The 22,293-nt window shown below is 62.4% G+C and carries 18 protein-coding genes; 4 read left to right on the forward strand and 14 right to left on the reverse strand.

Features of this window, described 5'->3' with window-relative positions; genetic code table 11:
- Positions 1 to 3 precede the first annotated feature (3 nt).
- The 3 genes from AC1DXW_RS19540 to AC1DXW_RS19550 are packed head-to-tail and all read right to left on the reverse strand — an operon-like array spanning position 4 to position 4,208.
- Positions 4 to 1,077, reverse strand: a complete 1,074-nt coding sequence (locus AC1DXW_RS19540; protein WP_477760340.1) for a lipocalin-like domain-containing protein — start codon at positions 1,075 to 1,077, stop codon at positions 4 to 6.
- The gene (locus AC1DXW_RS19545) at positions 1,067 to 3,538 is read right to left on the reverse strand and encodes an ABC transporter permease (RefSeq protein ID WP_477760341.1); all 2,472 of its coding nucleotides are present in this window, start codon (positions 3,536 to 3,538) and stop codon (positions 1,067 to 1,069) included. The genes AC1DXW_RS19540 and AC1DXW_RS19545 overlap by 11 nt, the downstream gene beginning before the upstream one ends.
- 1 nt (position 3,539) lies before the next feature.
- Positions 3,540 to 4,208, reverse strand: coding sequence for an ABC transporter ATP-binding protein (locus tag AC1DXW_RS19550; RefSeq protein ID WP_477755077.1), 669 nt, complete (start codon positions 4,206 to 4,208; stop codon positions 3,540 to 3,542).
- A 137-nt stretch (positions 4,209 to 4,345) separates the two neighbouring features.
- On the opposite strand from AC1DXW_RS19550, the gene AC1DXW_RS19555 reads away from it, so the two are divergent.
- On the forward strand, positions 4,346 to 6,319 hold the full coding sequence (locus AC1DXW_RS19555) for an alkyl/aryl-sulfatase (RefSeq protein ID WP_477755078.1): 1,974 nt from the start codon (positions 4,346 to 4,348) through the stop codon (positions 6,317 to 6,319).
- A gap of 135 nt (positions 6,320 to 6,454) precedes the next feature.
- On the opposite strand, the gene ycaC is transcribed toward AC1DXW_RS19555, so the two are convergent.
- The 7 genes from ycaC to AC1DXW_RS19590 all read right to left on the reverse strand — a co-directional run bounded on the left by ycaC (position 6,455) and on the right by AC1DXW_RS19590 (position 13,460).
- Positions 6,455 to 7,081: an isochorismate family cysteine hydrolase YcaC gene (ycaC, locus tag AC1DXW_RS19560; RefSeq protein ID WP_095942850.1), complete on the reverse strand. Its 627-nt coding sequence runs from the start codon at positions 7,079 to 7,081 to the stop codon at positions 6,455 to 6,457.
- A 69-nt stretch (positions 7,082 to 7,150) separates the two neighbouring features.
- Positions 7,151 to 8,989 carry an amidohydrolase gene (locus tag AC1DXW_RS19565; protein ID WP_477755079.1) on the reverse strand — a complete coding sequence of 613 codons (1,839 nt, stop codon included), beginning with the start codon at positions 8,987 to 8,989 and terminating at the stop codon, positions 7,151 to 7,153.
- Positions 8,989 to 9,597: an antibiotic biosynthesis monooxygenase gene (locus tag AC1DXW_RS19570; RefSeq protein WP_477755080.1), complete on the reverse strand. Its 609-nt coding sequence runs from the start codon at positions 9,595 to 9,597 to the stop codon at positions 8,989 to 8,991. Before AC1DXW_RS19570 ends, AC1DXW_RS19565 begins: the two co-directional genes overlap by 1 nt.
- Positions 9,590 to 10,006 (reverse strand): DoxX family protein, encoded by a 417-nt coding sequence (locus AC1DXW_RS19575; RefSeq protein WP_477760342.1) that lies wholly within the window; start codon positions 10,004 to 10,006, stop codon positions 9,590 to 9,592. Before AC1DXW_RS19575 ends, AC1DXW_RS19570 begins: the two co-directional genes overlap by 8 nt.
- Positions 10,007 to 10,197: 191 nt before the next feature.
- Complete coding sequence (locus AC1DXW_RS19580) at positions 10,198 to 10,557, reverse strand: DUF6124 family protein (RefSeq protein ID WP_477755081.1); 360 nt, start codon at positions 10,555 to 10,557, stop codon at positions 10,198 to 10,200.
- Between the two features lie 948 nt (positions 10,558 to 11,505).
- A complete protein-coding gene (locus AC1DXW_RS19585; protein WP_477756851.1) occupies positions 11,506 to 12,423 on the reverse strand; it encodes a LysR family transcriptional regulator in 918 nt (305 codons plus the stop codon).
- 47 nt (positions 12,424 to 12,470) lie between these two features.
- Complete coding sequence (locus tag AC1DXW_RS19590; RefSeq protein WP_477760343.1) at positions 12,471 to 13,460, reverse strand: MBL fold metallo-hydrolase; 990 nt, start codon at positions 13,458 to 13,460, stop codon at positions 12,471 to 12,473.
- A gap of 261 nt (positions 13,461 to 13,721) precedes the next feature.
- Here AC1DXW_RS19590 and AC1DXW_RS19595 point away from each other — a divergent pair, with 261 nt between their 5' ends.
- The gene (locus AC1DXW_RS19595) at positions 13,722 to 14,177 is read left to right on the forward strand and encodes a helix-turn-helix domain-containing protein (protein ID WP_477756337.1); all 456 of its coding nucleotides are present in this window, start codon (positions 13,722 to 13,724) and stop codon (positions 14,175 to 14,177) included.
- A gap of 36 nt (positions 14,178 to 14,213) precedes the next feature.
- Here AC1DXW_RS19595 and AC1DXW_RS19600 read toward each other — a convergent pair whose 3' ends face one another.
- A complete protein-coding gene (locus AC1DXW_RS19600; protein ID WP_477756338.1) occupies positions 14,214 to 15,038 on the reverse strand; it encodes an alpha/beta fold hydrolase in 825 nt (274 codons plus the stop codon).
- Positions 15,039 to 15,073: 35 nt separating this feature from the next.
- Positions 15,074 to 15,649: a flavodoxin family protein gene (locus AC1DXW_RS19605; RefSeq protein WP_477756339.1), complete on the reverse strand. Its 576-nt coding sequence runs from the start codon at positions 15,647 to 15,649 to the stop codon at positions 15,074 to 15,076.
- A gap of 285 nt (positions 15,650 to 15,934) precedes the next feature.
- Between AC1DXW_RS19605 and AC1DXW_RS19610 the strand changes: the two genes are divergently transcribed.
- A complete protein-coding gene (locus AC1DXW_RS19610) occupies positions 15,935 to 18,739 on the forward strand; it encodes an ATP-binding protein (RefSeq protein WP_477760344.1) in 2,805 nt (934 codons plus the stop codon).
- Here the strand turns inward: AC1DXW_RS19610 and AC1DXW_RS19615 are convergent.
- A complete protein-coding gene (locus AC1DXW_RS19615) occupies positions 18,704 to 20,188 on the reverse strand; it encodes an ATP-binding protein (protein WP_477760345.1) in 1,485 nt (494 codons plus the stop codon). The two genes, AC1DXW_RS19610 and AC1DXW_RS19615, sit on opposite strands and share 36 nt — an antisense overlap.
- 162 nt (positions 20,189 to 20,350) lie before the next feature.
- Positions 20,351 to 21,301 (reverse strand): GlxA family transcriptional regulator, encoded by a 951-nt coding sequence (locus AC1DXW_RS19620; protein WP_477760346.1) that lies wholly within the window; start codon positions 21,299 to 21,301, stop codon positions 20,351 to 20,353.
- Positions 21,302 to 21,559: 258 nt separating this feature from the next.
- Here AC1DXW_RS19620 and AC1DXW_RS19625 point away from each other — a divergent pair, with 258 nt between their 5' ends.
- On the forward strand, positions 21,560 to 22,282 hold the full coding sequence (locus AC1DXW_RS19625) for a pirin family protein (RefSeq protein WP_477760347.1): 723 nt from the start codon (positions 21,560 to 21,562) through the stop codon (positions 22,280 to 22,282).
- Positions 22,283 to 22,293: the final 11 nt, after the last annotated feature.

Consider the following 22,293-nt stretch of genomic DNA (forward strand, 5'->3'; position numbering starts at 1 on the left):
TGGCTAGTACCCGGTCATTTCCAGATATCCGATCCCTGCATGGCTGCCACTGAGGCGCACCGGGCCTTCCCAATACGCAATGCGCAAGTCCATCCAGGCCTGGGGATTGAGCGCGGTGATGGCGATATCGAGGTGTCTGGCGGGGATCTTGATCGACCAGCGCACGGGCATCTCGCGTCCTGCCACGCGCGCGGTGTCTTGTGGCGTGAGGCTGATGTCGCTGGCGTGCAGCATTTGTGTCTGGCCCCGGGCGTCGATCCAGGTGCCGATGAGGTAAGGCTCGCCGTCCTTTTGCCGCATGCGATACAGCATCACCTGCTCGCCGCTGTCCAGGTGCAGGGAGAACCAGTCCCAACCGGTCTGATTGCCTGTCAGGGGCTGGCTGCTCCATTCGCGGTCAAGCCAGGCCGGGCCACTGACCTGAAAGGTTTGGCCGTCGATGTCCAGCGTACCGCTGGCCTGGAAAAACGGCTGGCTGTAGTAATACGAGGCCTGACCCTGCTCGGATTTCCTGCTGAATCCCTGGTCCCCCTGAAGCACCAGCGGACCTGTCGAGGTCAACCGCAACCGGTAGCTGAAACGCCGGTCACGAGCACTGAGTTGCAGATCGGCTAAAGGGTCGTCGGCAGTCGCCTGACTGCGCAACTGCCAGTCGTCGATCCACGCATTGAACGGCGTGAGGCTGACACCAGCCTGACCGACGCCACCACGGGCATAGCGTTCAGCCGCGTGATGCACCGTCGCCGACGTCACCRCCGCGTGGCCGAGCCAGATCGTCTGATTCTGCCAACCCGCCACCTCGGGGGTGGCCTTCAAGGCGCTGCGGAACAACGTCCATTGCGCGCCGAACTCATGCCCCTGATCGTCCTTCAGGTTGGCCGTGACGTACCACCATTCGATGCGAAAGCCGTCGTGCGGGCCGTGATCCGCCGGGAAGCTGAACACCCGACCGGGCACCACCTTGGTGAACGCAGCGGCCTGGTTGCCCAGCCCGGCAAAACCCTTTTCTACCGGTGCCGGTTGATCGCAACCGCTCGCCAGCAGCGCCAGGAGCAACACGCCGAGCTTAATCTTCATGGGCGAACGTCCGCAGCAGGTCCGCCGGTTGCGTGCGGTACAAACGGTACAACGGCCAGGCCGAAGCCAGCAGCGTCGCCACCAGCGCCAGCCCCATCAATTGCAACAGTTGCCATGGAAACACCCGCAACGGCAGGCGCCAGCCAAAGGCCTGCACGTTGATCACCGTGTCCAGGCACCACGCCAGGGCGATGCCCAGTGGCAACGCCAGCACCAGGGTCAGCAGCGCCAGCAACCAGGTTTGCCCGAGGTTGAGCAACATCAAATGCCGACGTGTCACCCCCAGTGCCCACAGCGGCGCCAGTTGCCCGAGACGGCTCTGGCTTTGGGTCAACAGACTGATGAACAGCGCCACCCCGGCCACGCACAGCGTCAGGCTATTGAGCGCGGCGGTGGCGGCAAAAGTGCGCTCGAAGACTTGCGTGGACCAACCCTTGAGCCGCGCCTGATCGACGATGCGGCTGTCGTCGAGGGTAAAACGCGCCTGTAACGCCGCGACGAACGCAGGGATCGACGCCGGCTCGATGCGCAGGTTGAAGCGGCTCGGTGCCAATTGCGGCCAGCCGCGCAGCAGTTGATGGATATTGACCAGAATGTGGCCCTTGGGATTGCCGTAGTCGGCGTAGATCCCGACGATCCGTGGCGACCACGGGCCGGTTGGCGTCGGCAGCGTCAGGTGATCGCCGAGCTGCACGCGCAGGCGCCGGGCCAGTTGCTCGCTGAGCATCACCGCATCGTCCTTGGCCAGCCGCTCCCAAGGGGTGTCGCCCAAAGCTTCGAGCAGCGGCCAGTGCTGGCGATAGGTCGGATGGTCGATGATCCCGGACAGGTCCGTCGGCCAGCCCTGCAACTGGATCGACACCTGCCAGTTGGGCAGCACTGCCGCCAGTTGCGGTTGCTGGTTGAGCCAGCTTTGCAGTTCCCGGGCCTGCGCCGGGTTCTGTGGGTTGAGGTAAAGCTCGGCCGTCAGCCGTTGCTCGAGCCAGTCGCTGAAGGTTTGGCGGAACCCCGCGGTCATGCTGCCGGCACCGATGTTTGCCGCCATGGCCAGCAGCAGCGCCATCAACGCCAGGCTCAGGGCCGGCAGTTGTTGACGGCAATCGGCGACAAACCACTGGCCGAGCACCGAGCGACTGCGCTGCGAACCGAGACTGAGCAGCGAACTGAGCACCACCGGCAGTGCCAGTGCGGCACCGATCAACAGCGCCGCCATCAACACGAAGCCAATGACCAGGCTGTCACCGAAAATCAACGCCAGCAGCGCGATCACCCCGGCCATTGCCGCCACCCCGCCCTGGCGTCGCAACCAGCGGGCATGGGCCTGATGCCAGGCCTGCGGGTCGGCCAGCGCCAGCAAGGGCAAGCGCGCCGCCCGCAGCAGGCTGCTGGCACCGGCCAGCAACGCGCCGATCAGGCTCAAGCCGATACCGCTGAACCACCACGACAGGCTGAGGCTCAACTGCCCCGCCACTTCGGCGCCGTACAAGCCACGCAGGCTGGCGGCGACATCGGGCAACAGCACGCCGGCCAGCAGGTAGCCGCTGACCACCCCGGCCACACCGCCGATCAGGGCCAATCCACCCAATTCGACGGCGAGACAAGCGATCAGCATCCGCGCACTCACACCGCAGGCACGCAGGGTCCGGAGCAGGCTTCGCCGTTGCTCCAGCGCCAGCCCGATGGCGGCGTGCACGATAAACAGGCCGACAACGAACGACAGTACCCCCAGGGCATCGAGGTTCAGGTGAAAGCTTTCGGTCAGGCGCGCCAGGTTGTTTTCTTCATCGGCGCTCTTGAGTTGCAGCTGCCCCTTGAGCGAATCCGGCAGCGGCGCAGTGAAGTCCTTCGGCAACAGCAGACGCGACAACTGATCCGGCAACCCCAGAATCTGCTGGGCAAAACCGATGTCCACCAGCAGCACACCGGGCGCCATATCAGCCTGCACATGCAACGGCGGCAGTGCCGCGCCAGCCAGGTTCAAGGGCCGGTCACCCTCACGCAAATCCAGTGCCTGCAAGGTTTGCGACGATATCCAGGTAGTGCCCGGCGGGCTGAAAAAATCGACCACCTGTTCAATCGCCAGGGCCTGCCCGGCCACCGCCGCGCCCGCCGGCAGCGACACCGGCTCGATGCCCATCAACTGCAAGCGCTGCTCTTCATGGCCCTTGAGCGTCACTCGCCCTTGCAGTACCGGTGACACCGGCCACCCCGCTCGGCGCAGATCGATAAACCATTGCTGTGGGAACGTGCCGCCGCCGGGCGCACTGAGGCTGGCCTGAGGTTCGCCACCGATCAACCGACTGGCGCGGGCATAACTGTCGCGGGCCTGGCTGTTGAGTGCCTGGACGCCGGTCAACAGACTGGTGGCCAGCCACAACCCGGTCAGCACACTGAAAAACTGTACCGGGTGCTGCCGCCAGTGGCTGAGCAGGGCGCGCAGGGTTTCGCCGAAAATGCGCATGTCAGCGCGCCCCCACACCGGCAAGACGACCACCGCACAGCAGCGCTTTTTCCGCCAGCCGCGCCGCCACGCCGGGACTGTGGGTGACCATCAACAGGCTGGTGGGACTGTCGTCGAGCAATTCCAGCAGCAACTGCAACACCTCGGCGCCGGTGGTTTCATCGAGGCTGCCGGTGGGCTCGTCGGCCAGCAGCAGTTGCGGGCGCGACGCCAGCGCCCGCCCCAGCGCGACCCGTTGCTGCTGGCCGCCGGACAGTTGCTCCGGGTAGCGCCGCAGCAACTCGCCCAAGCCCAGGCGCTGCACCAGGTGCGCCTGCCAGTGTGGGTCATGGCGCCCGGCCAGACGCGCCTGAATCGCCAGGTTGTCTTCGACCCGCAGGCTGCCGATCAGGTTGAATTGCTGGAACACCAGGCCGATTTCCGTACGGCGCCAGTTCGCCAGTTGCCCTTCATTCATCTGTTCCAGACGATGCTCGCCACTGCGGATGCTGCCGCGATCGATCCTGTCCAGCCCGGCGATCAGGTGCAGCAAGGTGCTTTTGCCACTGCCCGACTCGCCCATCAGCGCCAGGCTGCTGCCGGGCCTGAGCGTCAGGTCGACGCCTTGCAGCACCGGCAGCGGCCCCTGCGGTGTGGCGTAGCTTTTGAACACGCCATGGACTTCAAGCATGGGTCAACCTGCTGGATATGCCTGGTCCAAGGATAGCGGCCCTGAATGTTTTTTGTCCGTTGCTGATGATCGCCCTGCCCGAGCCCCGCCCTACCCTCGAAGCTGGTCTGACCATAACGATAAAAAACGGAGACGCCATGCCTCGTTTCACCTTGAGCCCTCGTGGGCTGCTCGCTTGCCTGATCACTGCCTGCCTTGCGCAATCGGTGGTCGCCGCCAACGGACCGGTCGCGGCCAGCCCGCAAACCACGGCCAGTAACGCCGCCGTGCTGCAACAACTGCCCTTCACCGACCGCACCGACTACGAGTCGGTCACCAAGGGCCTGATCGCGCCGTTCAAGGGCCAGGTCAAGGACGCCTCGGGCAAGGTCATCTGGGATATCCAGGCCTATGACTTCCTCAGCAAGGACCAGGCCCCGGAGTCGGTCAACCCGAGCCTCTGGCGCCTGGCCCAACTCAGCGCCCATGCCGGACTGTTCGAAGTCAGCCCTCGGCTGTATCAGGTGCGCGGTCTTGACCTGGCCAACATGACCATCATCGAAGGCGACGACGGGCTGATCATCATCGACCCGCTGACCATGGCCGAAACCGCCAAGGCAGCACTGGACCTGTACTACCAGAACCGCCCGCACAAACCGGTGGTGGCGGTGATCTACAGCCATACCCACGTCGACCACTTCGGTGGTGTGCGCGGGGTCATCGACGAGGCAGACGTCAAGGCCGGCAAGGTCAAGGTGTTCGCCCCCGCCGGGTTCATGGAACACGTGATGAGCGAAAACGTCTACGCCGGCAACGCCATGAGCCGCCGCGCGCAGTTCCAGTTCGGCAGCCTGCTGCCCCGTGGCGAAAAAGGCCAGGTCGATGCCGGCCTGGGCAAGAGCACGCCGAGCGGCGGCACCGTCACCCTGATCCCGCCCACCGACCTGATCGACAAGGAACTGGAAACCCGCACCATCGCCGGCCTCGACGTGGAGTTCCAGTTGACCCCGGGCACCGAAGCACCGGCGGAAATGAACCTGTACCTGCCGCAGTTGCGCGCCTTGTGCATGGCAGAAAACGCCACGCAAATGATGCACAACATCCTCACCCCGCGCGGCGCGCAAGTGCGCGACGCCAAGGCCTGGGCCGAGTACCTGGACAGCAGCCTGGCGCGTTACGGTGACAAGAGCGATGTGTTGTTCGCCCAGCACAACTGGCCGACCTGGGGCGGCGAACGCATCCGCACCTTCCTCGCCGACCAGCGCGACATGTACGCCTTCCTCAACGACCGCACCCTGCACTTGCTGAATCAGGGCCTGACGTCGCTGGAAATCGCCGATTCGATCAAGAAACTGCCTGGCACCCTCGACCAGAAGTGGTACACCCGTGGCTACTACGGCTCGCTGAGTTTCAACACCCGCGCGGTGTATCAGCGCTACATGGGTTTCTATGACGGTAACCCGGCCAACCTCAATCCACTGCCACCGGTAGAAACGGCCAAGCGTTCGGTCGAAGCCATGGGCGGCGACGCGGCCGTGCTGGGGAAAATGCAGGCGGCAATGGCCAAGGGTGAATACCGCTGGGCCGCGCAACTGGGCAATCAGTTGCTGTTCGCCAACCCGGACAACGGCGATGCGCGCAAAGCCCAGGCCCAGACGCTGGAGCAAATGGGCTATCAAAGTGAAAACGCCACCTGGCGCAACATGTACCTGACCGGTGCCATGGAACTGCGCGATGGCGTGCCACCCCAAGCGGGCACGTCGGTATCGGTGGACATGGTGCGGGCGATGAGCCCGCAGATGTTCTTCGACTTCCTGGCGGTTCGCCTGGACAGTGAAAAGGCTGTAGGCCATGACCTGACCCTGAACTGGACCTTCGAGGATCAGAACAAGGACTTCAACCTGACCCTGCGCAATGGTGTGCTGACCCACCGTGCCGGGCTCAATCCCCAGGCGGACGCCAGCGTGACCATGAGCAAGGCCACCCTGGAACAGATCAGCCTCAAGCAACTGGATATCCCGGCGGCGATCCAGAAAGGCCTGATCAAGTTGCAAGGCAATGGCAAGAAGCTTGGGGAGTTGATGAGCAGCCTCGATACCTTCGCGCCGCAGTTCAATATCGTCACGCCTTGAACCGGTGACGCGGCAAACCGCGTCGCCTCCATCTCGAGCGGGTCGGATCGCCGCACCGTCGCTCCCACACTGGGTCTGTGTCATTCACAAATACTGTGAACAGCCTGGATCCCTTGTGGGAGCGACTGACGGGTCTTATTTGGCCGTAAATTTGGTGTAGCTATTGATCAGGTTGCGATAGTTCGGCAGGCGCTCAGACAGCAGGTTGGCCAGGCCTTCCATATCGTTACGCCAGTCGCCTTGCAGCTCGCAGGCCACAGAGAACCAGTTCAGCAGGTGCGCACCGGCGGCCGACATGCGTGCCCAGGCCGCTTGCTGCACGGTGGTGTTGAAGGTGCCGGAAGCATCGGTCACCACAAACACCTCAAAGCCTTCGGCAATGGCCGACAGGGTCGGGAACGCCACGCATACGTCGGTCACCACACCGGCGATGATCAGTTGCTTGCGTCCGGTGGCCTTGATCGCCTTGACGAAGTCTTCGTTGTCCCAGGCGTTGATCTGGCCCGGGCGTGCAATGAACGGCGCGTCCGGGAACTGCGCCTTGAGCTCCGGCACGATCGGACCGTTCGGACCGCTGTCGAAACTGGTGGTGAGGATGGTCGGCAATTTGAAGAACTTGGCGATGTCACCCAAGGCCAGTACGTTGTTCTTGAACTCGTTGGGCGAGAAATCCTGCACCAGCGAGATCAGACCGGTCTGGTGGTCGACCAGCAATACCACGGCATCGTCTTTGTTCAGGCGCTTGTAAGGTACGTTGCTCATTGGAAACTCCTTGGTGGATGGTTGTCGCAGTCAACGCCGACCTGTTGGGCCGGCGCTTTTTTAAATGGGTCAGAAGGCAAAACACGAGCAGCCAAAGGCGCCCCAGAAACCGGCGAAATCGCTGACCGGCGCGTTCGACAGGCGCGCCCGTTCATGACTGTGGGAATGCACCGCGCACGGGCCGCTGCAATGGTGAACCTGGGCCTGCATCGGCGACGTCGGGCGCCAGTGGCCCGGGACCTTCACCACCGGCGACCAGTCCGGCAGCACCGGTACGCTGGCCGGCCCGAGCTTCTCGAAGTCACCGGCGCCGTACACCACCTTGCCGCCGACCACGGTCAGCACCGACTCGATCCACTTGATCGCCTCTTCGTCGACGCTGAAAAAGTCCGCGCTGAGGGCCGCGACGTCGGCCAATTGCCCGACCTTGATCTGGCCTTTCTTGCCTTGCTCCGACGAGAACCAGGCGCTGCCATGGGTGAACAGTTCCAGTGCAGTCAGGCGCGAAAGGCCTTCGGCGTGCAACTCCATGCCGCCGACGGTGCGACCGCTGACCATCCAGTACAGCGAGGTCCACGGGTTGTAGCTCGACACCCGGGTCGCGTCGGTACCGGCGCCCACCGGTACGCCCTCGGCCAGCATGCGTTTGATCGGCGGCGTGGCTTCGGCCGCTTTAGCGCCGTAACGCTCGACGAAATACTCGCCCTGGAACGCCATGCGATCCTGAATCGCAATGCCGCCACCCAGCGCCCTCACCCGCTCGATGTTCTGCGGGGTGATGGTTTCGGCGTGGTCGAAAAACCACGGCAAGCCGTTGAACGGAATGTCGCGATTGACCTTCTCGAACACGTCGAGCATGCGGCTGATGGATTCGTTGTAGGTGGCGTGCAAGCGGAATGGCCAGCGTTGCTCAACGAGATGGCGCACCACCGGCTCCAGTTCCGCTTCCATGGTTTGCGGCAGGTCCGGGCGCGGTTCGAGGAAGTCTTCGAAGTCCGCCGCCGAGAACACCAGCATTTCCCCGGCACCGTTGTGCCGCAGGTAATCGTCGCCCTGGTGCAGCTTCACGCTGCCGGTCCAGTTCTTGAAGTCGGTCAACTCTTCCTTGGGCTTCTGGGTGAACAGGTTGTAGGCGATGCGCACGGTCAGTTGCTCATCCTTCGCCAACTGTTCGATCACCTGGTAATCGTCCGGGTAATTCTGGAAACCGCCGCCGGCATCAATGGCACTGGTCAGGCCCAGGCGATTGAGTTCGCGCATGAACTGGCGGGTCGAGTTGACCTGATACTCCAGCGGCAGCTTCGGCCCCTTGGCCAGCGTCGAGTACAGAATCATCGCATTGGGCCGCGCCACCAGCATGCCGGTCGGCTCGCCGTTGGCGTCGCGCACGATCTCGCCACCCGGCGGGTTCGGCGTGTCGCGGGTGTAACCGGCTACGCGCAACGCGGCGCGGTTGAGCAAGGCGCGGTCGTACAGGTGCAGGACGAACACCGGTGTGTCCGGTGCGGCCTGATTGAGCTCTGCAAGCGTTGGCATACGTTTCTCGGCGAACTGGAATTCGTTCCAGCCACCGACCACCCGCACCCACTGCGGAGTCGGCGTGCGGTCAGCCTGATCCTTGAGCATGCGCAAGGCATCGGCCAGTGACGGCACACCTTCCCAACGCAGTTCCAGGTTGTAGTTCAAGCCACCACGGATCAGGTGCAAGTGCGAGTCGTTGAGCCCGGGAACCACACAACGGCCCTTGAGGTCGATGACCTGGGTGTTCGAACCACGCAGGGCCATGGCCTGGGCATCGCTGCCCACCACGACAAAACGACCGTCGCTGATCGCCACGGCGCTGGCGAGCGGTTTTTCGCGGTCAACGGTGTGGAATTGACCATTGAACAGAATCAGATCGGCGTTCATCACGGTTCCTCGTGCAAAGTAGCGGGAGACAGCCAGGGCGCAAACAGACGCGTCGCCATGGGCATGAAGATGTAAACCACCGACAGCACGATGGTCAGGGTGATCAGGAACGTGGCAACCACGTAGTTGGAGAGCAAGGCGTTGAGCCGCAACAACGGCCCCCAGAGCAGCGGCACCAGCAAGGTGTGCGGCAGGATCACCAGCAGCGTCACCACGGCTTGCTTCCAGCGCGGCGGTGGCGTCCCGGCTTCGGCCTGGGGCGAAAACCAGAACTCGTTGACCGGATTGACTTCGGTCTGGTCGCCATCGGCGAGCATCGGCGCGGCTTCGTCGACCAGTGCCTGGCGTTGCGGTGAATCGAGCCAGTTCTGCATCGCTTCGGTCGAGCAAAAACGCAGCACGCAGGTGTAGGTATCGAGGCCGGTGTGCTTGCCACGCACCACATCCACGCCCAAGTGCCCGACGTTCTGTGCGGCCACCTTGACGATGTTGCGCAGCCAGGCTTCATAAGGCACTTCGAAACCGGCCTTGACCCGGTGTTTGACGATCAGGGTCACCACCTCATCAGGCCCGGGACTTGCCGGCTCACGGCGATTGGATTCAGACATAACGCAAGGCTCCGGCGAAACGGACATTGAGCGCCAGCCGTCCCGGCCCGGCGATGAAAATGCTGGTGAAGACAATCAGCAACAGCCAGCCGAACTGGCCTTCGAAGAGGGTCCACTGCGGATGCACGATCAACATCGACACCCACAGCACAAACAGAATAGGCAAACATGCCAGCCGCGCCAGCAACCCGCCGACGATCAGCAGCGGGCACACGACCTCGGCGAAAATCGCCAGCACCAGCGTCAGGTTCGCGCCCAGGTGGAAAGGGTCTTCGATGTTTTGCAACTCGGCACTGTAGTGCAGCAGCTTGGGCAAACCGTGCACCCACAACAGGAACAGCCCGCCGCTGACCCGCAGGAACAGCAGCCCCCAGTCTTGCGCCCGATCATCGCGTCGCGRAGCGTCCATGGCCTACCCGCACAAATGAAAAAACACCGGCGCCGATGCGCCGGGACTGGATTCGATAGTGCCGGGACGGGGGGAGGAAAAATTGAATGTACGTGCTCTGTTTGCGCGAAGACCGAGATCGACCAAACGACATGGAACCCTGTGGGAGCGAGCTTGCTCCCACAGGTTTATTTGTTGTTGCCTCTACCGGGTTATTCCTGCGGGTCGAGATTATCCAGCGCCCGATTCACCGCCAGCTCACCAAGCATGATGATCTGCGCAATCCCCAGCAGCGCGTTGCGATGAGGGCTTTGCAGAAATCCCGCAAGGTCACTGGCCATGATGCTGGCCGAGGCCAGGGATTCGCAGGCGTGGGCCAATAGCGTTTCGGTATTGATGTCGGGGGCGATGACAAACATCGTGCTGGGTTTGTGCGATGGAGCCGGATCTTTCGGGGGATTGAGGTAGTGATCCAGTGCGCGGTCGGCGGCTTCGTGGAGCTTTCTGGAGTCGAGCGAATCGTAGGGGGAAACGTCGTCGGATTGCGGGGGATTCGGGGTTGGTTTGAACATGGCGGAGCTCCTTTATACCTGGTAAAACCACCAAAACCCGTCGCTAAACAAGTAAGGGTGGCAGCTGTACGCAGGTTAGCGAACCGGGAGGTATAAGACCCGGCAGACCCGAAGGTCTCCCGCGCACAGCCACCATGTCGAAAATTGCAAACACACGAATATGTGCAATAGAGACTGGAGCCTTGTTGCGCTTATACCTGGTCGGGTCGCTAAACCCGGTCGCTGAAGTTACAGCGACAGGGAAACGATAAAGACCGAGTACAAGACTCACAAGCCGGCGGATTCTGGCGTAGTTGTAGGCAACGACGCAAGGCGGTGTGGCTTTCAGGAATAGAGGCTGACGGCTTTTGAACAGGGCTGTCAGAACGCGGCACATTCCCTGTGGGAGCGAGCTTGCTCGCGATGGCGGCATTACATCCGGCATTGGTGTTGACTGATCCACCGCTATCGCGAGCAGGCTCGCTCCTACAGTGGATCAGCGTATGTCTGTGAGAGATTGGTCGGCTGGCAGGCCGCCTTCGCTGGCAAGCCAGCTCCTACAGTTGATCGGCGTACACAGACGCTTCTCACCACTCATCAGGCCGAGCGTTAGCTCGCCTGCAGCTCTTGATCTTGATCCACCCGCCCCCTCGGCAGGCTGAGTGGAGGTGTTCATCCGGGGATGGGCGCGCAGCGCCGTTCGACGCAGTCGAACTCATTGCATGTAGGTCGAAGCGAAGCCGACCGGAGGGCAATGCCCCCGGATGAATACCGGAGCGAAGGAACGCCGAGCCTTAGCGAGGGGCCGTACGTTCGGGGCGAGCGTTTTTTTGGTTACTTTTTTTAGGCGCTTGTAAAAAAAGTGACTCGCCGTCAGGGCGAAACCGCCAGCCGCCGTTACCGAAAAAACGGATATGTACTCAATCAAAAAAGCAGCCTGGTCGGCCCATAGGCCGCCAAGGTCTACAGCTACGGAATATCCAAAGTCACCGACATGAACTGACTGATCCGCGACCGCAACCACCGCTCCGCCGGATCATTGTCATGCACCCCGCTCCAGGCCATCGACAACTGCGCCGCCTCAATCTCGAACGGCGGATCCTCGGCACGCAACCCACACCCCTCCACCAACGCACACGCCGCATAATCCGGCACGGTGGCAATCATCTCGGTCCCGGCGAGCAACGCCCGCAACCCACTGAACTGTGGCACCCCCAGCACCACACGACGACAGCGCCCGACCTTCGCCAGATCCAGATCGATATTGCCGCTCAAGTCCCCCGAGAACGACACCATCGCATGAGGCCGCTCGCAGTACTCATCCAGGGTCAGCGTCCCCGGCCGGGTGTCGCCGCGCAGCACCTTGCAGGGAATATCGCGCAGCTTCTTGCGCTTGGCATTGGCCGGCAGATCCGTGGTGTAACTCACGCCCACCGAGATTTCCCCCGACGCCAGCAGCGCCGGCATCAACAGATAATTGGCCCGCCGCACGACCACGACGATGCCCGGTGCTTCCTCTTGCAACTGACGCAGCAACGGCGGAAACAAACCAAACTCGGCATCGTCCGACAGACCGATGCGGAACACATCGCAACTGGTCTCCGGATCGAATTCCTTGGCCCGGCTGACCGCGCCGGAAATGGTGTCCATCGCCGGCTGCAACTCCTTGAGAATCGCCAACGCACGCGCCGTCGGTTCCATGCCGCGACCGTTGCGCAACAGCAACGGGTCGTCGAACAGATCGCGCAAACGCCCCAACGCGGCGCTCACCGCCGGCTGACCCATGAACAGTTTTTCGGCGACGCGGGTCAGGTTCTTTTCGAACATCAGGGCTTCGAAAATCACCAGCAGGTTCATGTCGACGCGACGCAGATCGTTACGGTTCATAGGCTCGGGTTCCTTGTGTGGTCGGCCAGGCGCGAGAACTGCCGACTTTACTCGATCAACGGCACGTTCGCCGCTCGTTTGTACGGTCCGTATTCCACCGGCACCCACTGGAAATGCTTGCCTTCGGCGGTGATATGACCGATGCCGGGGAATGGCAGGTGCGCCGCCGTCACCCAGGTCTTGCTGGTGGCAGCGGCACTGAACACCTGGTTGCGGCTTTTGATCGCATGCTGGCTGTCGACGTCGAAACCGATCGATACCTCAGGGTGCAGGAATTGCACAGCGAGGTTGTGCACCAGGTCGCCCATGAACAGGATGCTTTGCCCTTGCGAGGTGAAACGGTACGTGGTGCTGCCCGGCGTGTGTCCGGCTTCCAGTTGCGCCTCGACCACGCCCGGCAGCGGCGACTGGCCGGGGGTGAAGGTCTTGAATCGGCCGGCGGCCACGTAAGGTGCAGTGGAATCCTGGGCGATTTTGAAGTAGCCCTTGGCCGCTTCCGGTGCCTTGGCCAACGCCTGCGGGTCGAGCCAGTAGTCGGCTTCGGCCTTGGCCGCGTACACCGTGGCATTGGCGAACACCGGTTGCTGCTGGCCATCCACCAGACCGCAGACGTGATCCAGGTGCAGGTGGGTGATCAGGATGGCGTCCACCTGCTCGGGCTTGTAGCCGGCCGCTTGAAGGTTGGCCGGGAGCTGGCCGGCGGTAGGACCGATACACTGCCCTGCCCCGGTATCAATCAGGACAAGCTGTTTACCGGTGTTGACCAGAAAGGCGTTGAAGGCGGTCTGCACACCCGGGGTTTCAATCGAACGACGGGCCAACAGCGCGCGGATCTGGCTCTGGCTCATGCCTTGCAACAGCTTCGGCGACAGGTCGTTATAGCCGTCGAACAGCGCCGTCACTTCATAATCCCCCAGTGCCAGCCGGAAGTAACCGGGTACTTGCGTGCCCACCTGCACAGGCGCCTGGGCCAGCGCGTTGGCGGATATCAGAACCAGGCCGATGGTGCCCAGCGTTCCCTGCCATGTCCGTTTCATCTGTTCACCTTTTCAAACCAATCGACGGTCCGTTGTGGCCCGCTCCATATTGCGCATCTTGTGCCCATCAACGTCGCCCGCACTTGCAACGATGTGCTGTGTTCACAACCTCGGGCATGGAATTAACAACGTTTAACTCGTCAGCCACAGCGGGCGCCGCCAACAATGAAGCCCTCAGCGCAGAACTGTTTTTCCAGAGTAACGGTGCTGATCGCTCAAACCGGGCGCCAGTGCTTTTCCTCCCCCGACCGGACAATGGCCATGGCTTCCCCACAGCACACCACCGCCCGCGCACTTGCCAGCGAACCACGCAAGACCCACACCGGCGGCCTCAGCCCGCAGCGCGAACGGCTGGTCAAACAACTGATCCTCGAACGCCTGGGCGACAGCCTGGAAGTCAGCGAACTGGCACAGGCCTGCGCCCTCTCGCGCAGTCACTTCTCCCGCGCGTTCAAGTGCAGCACCGGCCTCTCGCCCCAGGACTGGATTCGCCAGCAGCGCATTGTCCTGGCCAAGCAATTGATCCAGTACACCGACATGAGCCTTACGCAGATCAGCCTTGAATGCGGCTTCTGCGATCAGGCGCACTTCTGCCACATCTTCACCCGCAGCGAAGGCATCAATCCGTTTGCGTGGCGCAGTCAGGTGGTGCTTGGCCTTAAAAGCAAAAGATCGCAGCCTTCGGCAGCTCCTACGGGCATGCACGCAACCCTGTAGGAGCTGGCGAAGCCTGCGATCTTTTGATCCGGCTTTTTAACCTTTCAAGAACGCCAACAGGTCAGCGTTGAGCTGATCCTTGTGGGTGTCCGTCAAACCGTGAGGGGCGCCCGGGTAAATCTTCAGGGTCGAGCCCTTCACCAGCCTGGCGGAGGCGACGCCCGCCGCTTCGTACGGCACCACCTGATCCGCGTCGCCATGCACCACCAGGGTCGGCACGTCGAACTTCTTCAGGTCTTCGGTGAAGTCGGTTTCCGAGAACGCCTTGATGCAGTCATAGGCGTTCTTGTGCCCGGCCATCATGCCCTGCATCCAGAACCAGTCGATCATACCCTGGGACGGTTTCGCGCCGGGTTTGTTGAAGCCGAAGAACGGGCCGCTGGCGAGGTCGACGTACAGCTGCGAACGGTCGGCCAGCGAGGCCTGGCGGATGCCGTCGAACACGTCCAGCGGCAGGCCGCCGGGGTTGGCTTCGGTCTTGAGCATCAGGGGCGGCACCGCGGAAATCAGCCCGGCCTTGGCCACGCGCCCGGTGCCGTGGCGACCGATGTAACGTGCCACCTCGCCACCGCCGGTGGAGAAGCCGAACAGCACGGCGTTTTGCAGATCGAGCAGCTCGATCAACTGCGCCAGATCGTCGGCGTAATGGTCCATGTCATTGCCCGACCACGGCTGGCTGGAACGCCCATGACCGCGACGGTCGTGGGCGATGACCCGGTAGCCCCTGGAGGCCAGGAAAATCATCTGCGACTCCCAGCTGTCGGCGTTCAGCGGCCAGCCGTGACTGAAGACAATCGGCTGACCGGTGCCCCAGTCCTTGTAGTAGATCTCGACGCCGTCGCGGGTAGTGAAGGTGCTCATGGGTGATGCCTCCTTAACGAGGGTTGGGGTGTGAATCAAACCGGTAGCGGGTTCATGCGATCCGCCAGGCGCGCCACACGCTCGCCCAGGTGCGCGGCGGTGCAGCGATCCTCGGGCGGAGGGGCATCGTCGGGGGATTGTTCGACATTCGACTGGGCCATGGCGCCCAGTGAGCTGCCCAGGCGATTGAGCTGGCCGTTGAACGCACCGCTGCTGGAGCGCGCCGGCAGCAGGTCGAGGCCGACCCAGATCATCGAGTGCTGGGCGGCGAACACGGCCATCTGCAGCAATGTGTTGAGTTTGTCGCCGCACAGGCAGCCGGAATTGGTGAAACCGGCTGCCAGTTTGTCGCGCCAGGGCTGGGCCAGGTAGAACGCCGCCGTGGCCTCCATGAATGCCTTGAAGGCCGCCGAGGCGCTGCCCATGTAGGTCGGCGCGCCGAAGATGATGGCGTCGGCGTTGTGCAGCCGCTCCCAGTGCTCGTCCACGTCCTCGACCGGAATCAACTGGCAGGTGCTGCCCAGATGCCGTTCCACGCCCCCGGCCACGGCTTCGGCCATGACCCGGGTGTGCCCGTAGCCACTGTGATAGACCACCACCACGTTGCTCATTGCTCTGTCCTTGCGATGGATTGAATCCCTTTGTAGGACCGATTTTTGGCGCAGACCGGACGCGCGACGAGTTAAACGTTGTTAAATTTCCATGGCGCGCAAAAAGCCTCGGCAACTGCTGTCCGTCTGTCGCGCCCAATGATCACGGGACCGACAGCCATTGGCCGATACGTTAGAGTCAATGCCTGCCCCTTCAGTCACCCGGGCGGCGCATTGCGCTGGGTAAAAAACCTGAGGAATATGCTCGAAAACCGCGTATTAGACGGATGCAGCAGGAGCGACTCGTTGACCCTTTCCCCCGAACAGGCTGTTCATTTCGGCCCCTACCGGGTCTACCCCGGACAACGCCTGGTGATGGAGGCCGACCAGCCCTTGCGCCTGGGGCGGCGCGCCATGGACATTCTGTTGATCCTGCTTGAGCACGCCGGCAACGTGGTCAGCAAGCAGCAGCTGATCGCCCGGGTCTGGCCCAGCAGCGTGGTCGAAGACATCAACCTGCGGGTGCACATGGCCGCGTTGCGCAAGGCGCTCGGCGACGGTCAGGCCGGCCAGCGCTACATCGTCACCGTGGCCCAGCGCGGGTACAGTTTCGTCGCACCGCATTCACTGGAGCAGGCCGAGCAAGCGCCGGAGCCCGCACGTACCGCGTCGAGCCGGCATAACCTGCCGGTGCGCCGCACGCGCATGATCGGCCGGCAGACCCTGGTCGACAACCTGATGGAACAACTGCCCCGCCAGCGCTTCATCACCCTCCTCGGCCCCGGCGGCATCGGCAAGACCACCGTAGCCCTGCGGGTCGCCGAACAAATGATCGGTCGCTACCGGGACGGCATTCACCTGCTGGACCTGGCCCCGATCAACTGCCCGCTGATGATTAACGGTCATCTGGCGACGCTACTCGAACTGGCCCTGCACGACGACGCTCCCCTGAGCGGACTTGCAGACTCTCTGCGCGATCGCCACATGCTGCTGATCATCGACAACTGCGAACACTTGGTCGACGCCATTGCCCAGCTCAGCGAAGACATTCTGCGCAGTGCGCCGCACGTGCACATCCTCGCCACCAGCCGCGAGAGCCTGCGGGCCGAAGGGGAATTCGTCCAGCGTCTGGAGTCACTCGACTGCCCGCCGCCCATCGCCGTCCTCGACCGCGCCCAGGCCATGACCTTTTCCGCCCTGCAACTGTTTGTCGAGCGGGCCATGGCCAGTCATGACAGCTTTGAACTGACTGATGATGAACTGCCGCTGCTGATAGACATTTGCCATCGACTGGACGGCATACCGCTGGCCATCGAACTGGCAGCGGCGCAAGTCGGCAACTTCGGATTGCACGGCTTGCTGGCGCAGTTGCAAAGCAGCTTCCGGTTGCTGAACCAGTCCTGCCAGACGCCCCTGGCACGCCATCAGACCCTGCGTGCAACATTGGACTGGAGCTTTGAACTGCTCACTGCCTGCGAAAAGACCTGCCTGCGCCGACTGAGTGTGTTTTGCGCTGGCTTCACCCTGGAGTCGGCAGCGGCGGTGATTGTCGGCGAACATATAGAACCGCGCGAGGTGTTCGGTTCAATCACGCAACTGGTCGCCAAGTCGTTGCTGAACGTGGAAGTGGGCGACGAAGACGTGTACTACCGTCTGCTCGACACCACCCGCGGCTACGCCCAGGAAAAACTTGCGCAAACCGCCGACCTGCCCGGCACGCGGGAACGCCATGCCGAGCGCTGCCTGGTGCTGATGCAACAGGCGCAGGACGACTGGGAGAAAACCTCGACCGACCTGTGGATCGAGCGCTATGGCCGGGCTCTGGAGGACATCCGTGCAGCCCTCGATTGGGGTTTGCACGCGCAAGGGCCGCAGGCACTGGCGATACGCCTGGCCGCGAAGTCCACTCCCCTGTGGCAGGAGTTGTCACTACTCAAGGAACACGGCGGTTATGTGCGCAAGGCCCTGGCCTTGCTCGAGCAGTCACCCGAGCCTTGCCCGCGCCTGAAGATGGCCCTCATGCTGGCCCTGGGCAGCGCCTGTTATCACGCGCAGGGGGGTACCGACGAAACCGTCGGCGCCTTCGTCAGCGCCCACCGCCTGGCCCGACAGTGCAACGATGTGGCTGGCCAGTTACTGGCGATTTCCGGTCACCTGGCGGTCAATCTCTGTTGCGGTCATTACCGGATGGCCCAGGAGCAGAGCCGACAATTCGATCAACTGGGGCTGCATGACGACGCCCTGATGTCCCTGAGCATGCATCGATTGCGGGTACTGGCCCTGCACTTCTGCGGCGACCAGCATCAGGCTCGGGAGCATGCCGAACAGGTGCTGCAACGCATGGCCCACAGCGGTCATCTCAACCGTTTCACCCATGGTTTCGGCGTGCAATACGACCAGAGCGTTGCGGCGCTGACCATCCACGCGCGCATCCTCTGGCTGCAAGGCCAACCGGAGCAGGCCTGGCGCGCGGCCCGGCAGGCACTGGACATCGCATTGCAGATCAACCACGGCACATCGATCTGCTACACCCTGGCGCTCTCCGGCTGCCTGATCGCTTACTACAACGGCGACACCCGCAGCGCCCGCGAACTCCTGCGCCTGCTCCTGGAACAGGCGCAGAAACACTCGGTTCCACTGTTCTATCACTGGGCGCAACACTACGCGCAGGTTATCGGCGGCACCGATGTTCGACCGACCGGCCGCCAAAGTGTCGGTTTGATCAAAGACATCATGGTCACGCTGGATACGGCATACGTCGACGATGGTTTGCTCGAACGCGCGCAAAACGGTGCGTCGGGCTGGAGCACGGCAGAGATTCTGCGGGCCAGGGCCAAGACATTGCTGGCAACGGATTGCCCGGTCAATGTAGCAACGGCCGAAACCGTGCTGCTCAAGGCACTCAAGGTGGCAAAAGCCCAGGGTGCCCTGGCCTGGGAGCTGCGCAGCGCCACTTCGCTGGCGCAACTGTGGCAGCGTCAAGGCCACCGCCAAAGGGCGTATGACCTGCTGGCACCGATCTACGAGCGTTTCACCGAAGGTTTTGCCACGCCTGACCTGATGACGGTTCGCCGGCTACTCGACGAGTTGCAATGCCACCTGTCGACCTGAAGACCAGCACGTTTTACTGATGTATGCCGCATAACGCATTTCAAGGGTTCGCAATTGACCACTGAGTTCGAGTTTTTCCAGTGCGTAGGTGCGGGTGGTGTTGAGAAAGCGGTAACGGGTAACACCGCCGCCCTGCTCCTGGGACAGCAGTGACTTGAGAGCGAGGCTCTCCATCACCTTGATCAGCTCGGCGGCGGGCAGCCCGTCGCAACTGATCACGCCAATCGCCGCGTCCTGGGTAAACGCCATTTTGAACACCGCCAGACGCTGCAACACGGTTTGCTCCACGGCAGTCAACCGTTCGTAGCTCCAGTCCAGAGCGGCTTTGAGGGTCTGATGTCGGGGAACGGCTGTGCGGCGGCCCTGAGTCAGCAGCTGAAAACAGTTGTCGAGTTGCGCTTGCAACCCCACCAACGCCAACGCATCGATGTGCGCCGCGGCCAGTTCAATCGCCAGCGGCAGGCCATCGAGGCCTCGGCAGATATCCCGTATGGTCCTGAGGTCTTGTTCGCGCAGGGTGAACCCGTGCAATCGAGCCCGGGCACGGCTGACGAACAACTGCACCGCCGAATAGCCCATGACCTCGGCGACGCTGCGCAGCCCTGACGCCGGCGGCACCGCCAGCGGTGGCAGACGCAATACGGTTTCGCCAGACGCCTTGAGTGGCTCGCGGCTGGTGGCGAGGATCGACAGTCGGGGCATCGAATGCAGCAGTGTCTCGATCAACGTCTGGCAGCGTTCGAGCAGGTGTTCGCAATTGTCGAGCACCAACAAGGCATGCCGCTGCGCCAGCGTCTCCAGCGTGGTGCCGACCTTCAGTTCAAGGGTTCGAGTGAGGTAATCAGTCACTTGCGCCGGGTCATCGATCGCCGCCAGGTCCACCAGCCACACGCCATGCCGATAGTGCTGCAGCAACAGTTCGGCCACGCGCAGCGCCACGGTGGTCTTGCCGATCCCGCAAGGCCCGACCAGGGTCATGAATCGGCGCACCGGCAACTGCCGCACCAGGCTCCCGACAACCGCATCGCGCCCGGTAATCGGCGTAAGCCGCGCCGGCAGGTTATGCAGGAGCTTTTGTACGGTCCCGCTCGGGAACGCTACAGGCTCTGGCGAATGCTGCACCGGGGCGACAAAACTGTAGCCGCGCTGGGGAATGTTGACGATGTAGCACTGGCCGTTCTGCCCATCACCCAGGGCACGACGCAGGGCGGCAATGTGCACCCGCAGGTTGATCTCCTCGACCACAGAGCGCGGCCAGACCTGCGCAATCAACTCTTCCTTGCTGACCACTGAACCTGCGTGCTCGACCAGCACCTGCAACACGTCAAGGGCACGGCCGCCCAGGCGCAGCGGTCGATCGCCCTCCAGCACCAGTCGCTGACTGAGGTGGAAAGCGTAGGGCCCGAATTGCAGCACCGCTTCGCTGTTTATATCTCTGAGGCTGTTCATGGGCTGTCACTCGCAGGAAGCCTGGCTCGGTACGTGAGTCCATCCCAGGCTCTGCACCTTCCTTGCAATGAGTTCAGCGGTATCTTGGCAGGCCTCGGTGACGGTACAACTGCCGCGGAGGGAGCGTCACGGCCATTGCGGTGCGCACGACGGACATACGCGCTAGCTGAACTGCTCGCGGTATTGGGCCGGGGTCAGGCCGAGCTTTTCACTGAACAGAAAACGCATGTGCCGCACACTGCCGAAGCCACTTTTGAACGCCACGGTCTTGAGCGGCAACTCAGTGGTTTCCAGCAGGTTCCTGGCGCAATCGATGCGCGCGCTTTGCAGAAACTCCATCGGCGTCATGTTCACTTCCCGGGCGAACACCCTGGCGAAGTGGCGCGGGCTCATGTTGGCCAGACCCGCCATGCGCTCGATGCTGTAGGTTTCATCGAGATGTTCAAGCACATGGTTCTGCACGCGGGTAATCGCCGTTTCGTGAGGGGCCACCGCCGCCATCAAAGGGCTGAACTGCGCCTGTCCGCCCTGGCGCTTCATCACCACCAGCAACACCTTGGCCACGTCCTGGGCGACTTTCTTGCCGTGGTCCCGGGCCACCACCGACAACGCCAGGTCGATCCCGGCAGTGACGCCACCGGAGGTGATCAGGTTACGGTCCTGGACAAAGATCTGATCGGTCTCGACGATCGCCTTCGGAAAGCCCTTGATCAGCCGCTCGGTGTAGTGCCAATGGGTGGTGACGCGATAGCCGTCGAGCAAACCTGCATGCCCCAACACGAACGCCCCGGTGCAGATCGAGCCATAAGCGGCGGACCGGCTGACGTTGTGCCTGAGCCAGTCGAGCAATGGCGGATGCCTTTCGTTGTAGGCACCGGGACCACCGGGCACCAGCAGCAAATCAAAACCCTCGCAGGCCTGATCGATGTGCCGGTCGGCATGCACGCTCACCCCGTTGGACGCCCGCAGTGCGCCGGGCTCAGTGCCGATGGTTGACAGCACATAGTGATCGTCGGGTTTCAGATAACGATTGGCGATGGAAAACACTTCCATGGGCCCGGCCATATCGAGCAGGAGAAAGTCGGGAAACAGCACCATTGCCACGGTTTTCATGGATTGGAATTCACTGGGATCAAATCAGGAAGCATTGACTGACATTGAAACCTGTGGGATCGCCGCACCGCCGCTCCCACAGGTTTGGTCGTCGGGAGTTAGGGCGAATTATGCCTCAAACACCGGCGATTCATTTCACAAAAAACCGTCAACCACAACGAGACAGTATTTCAATTTCTACCTACTTATTGCATCAACCAGTAACCATTAACCTTCTCCTCAGTCGGACGAATTCACGTCCCCACAGGAGATTTCATCATGCTGACTCTTCGCAAAGCCTCGGATCGCGGCCTGGCCAATCACGGCTGGTTGAAGTCGTTCCATACCTTTTCCTTCGCCAGCTATCGCAACCCGAAAGAGCAGGGTTTTTCTGACCTGTTGGTGATCAACGACGACCGCGTTGCCGCCGGTAAAGGCTTCGGCCAGCACCCGCACCGCGACATGGAGATTTTCTCCTATGTGCTTGAAGGTGCCCTGGAACACAAGGACACCCTGGGCACCGGTTCGGTGATCCGCCCCGGCGACGTGCAACTGATGAGCGCAGGCAGCGGCGTGGCCCACAGTGAGTTCAACCACTCCAGCACCCGGGCGGTGCACTTTCTGCAGATCTGGATCGTGCCCGACGTCAGTGGCGCCAAACCGCGTTATCAGCAAGAGCACTTCAGCCCCCAGAAAAAACGTGGGCGCCTGCAACTGATCATCTCGCCGGACGGCGCCAAGGGTTCGTTGAAGGTGCGTCAGGATGCACGGGTGTATGCCGGACTGATCGACGGCAAGGAAAGCGCCACCCTGGAACTCGCCGCCAACCGCTACGCCTATGTACACGTGGCCCGGGGCAGCGTCGAACTCAACGGTGTGTTGTTGCAGGAAGGCGACGGTGTGCGGGTTCGTGATGAACAGGCACTGACCTTGAGCAACGGCGTGGACGCTGAAGTATTGGTCTTCGACTTGCGCCCACAGGAACTGCCGGAAATGCCATGACAAAACCCTGT

The sequence above is a fragment of the Pseudomonas sp. P4_C4 genome (assembly GCF_056402055.1).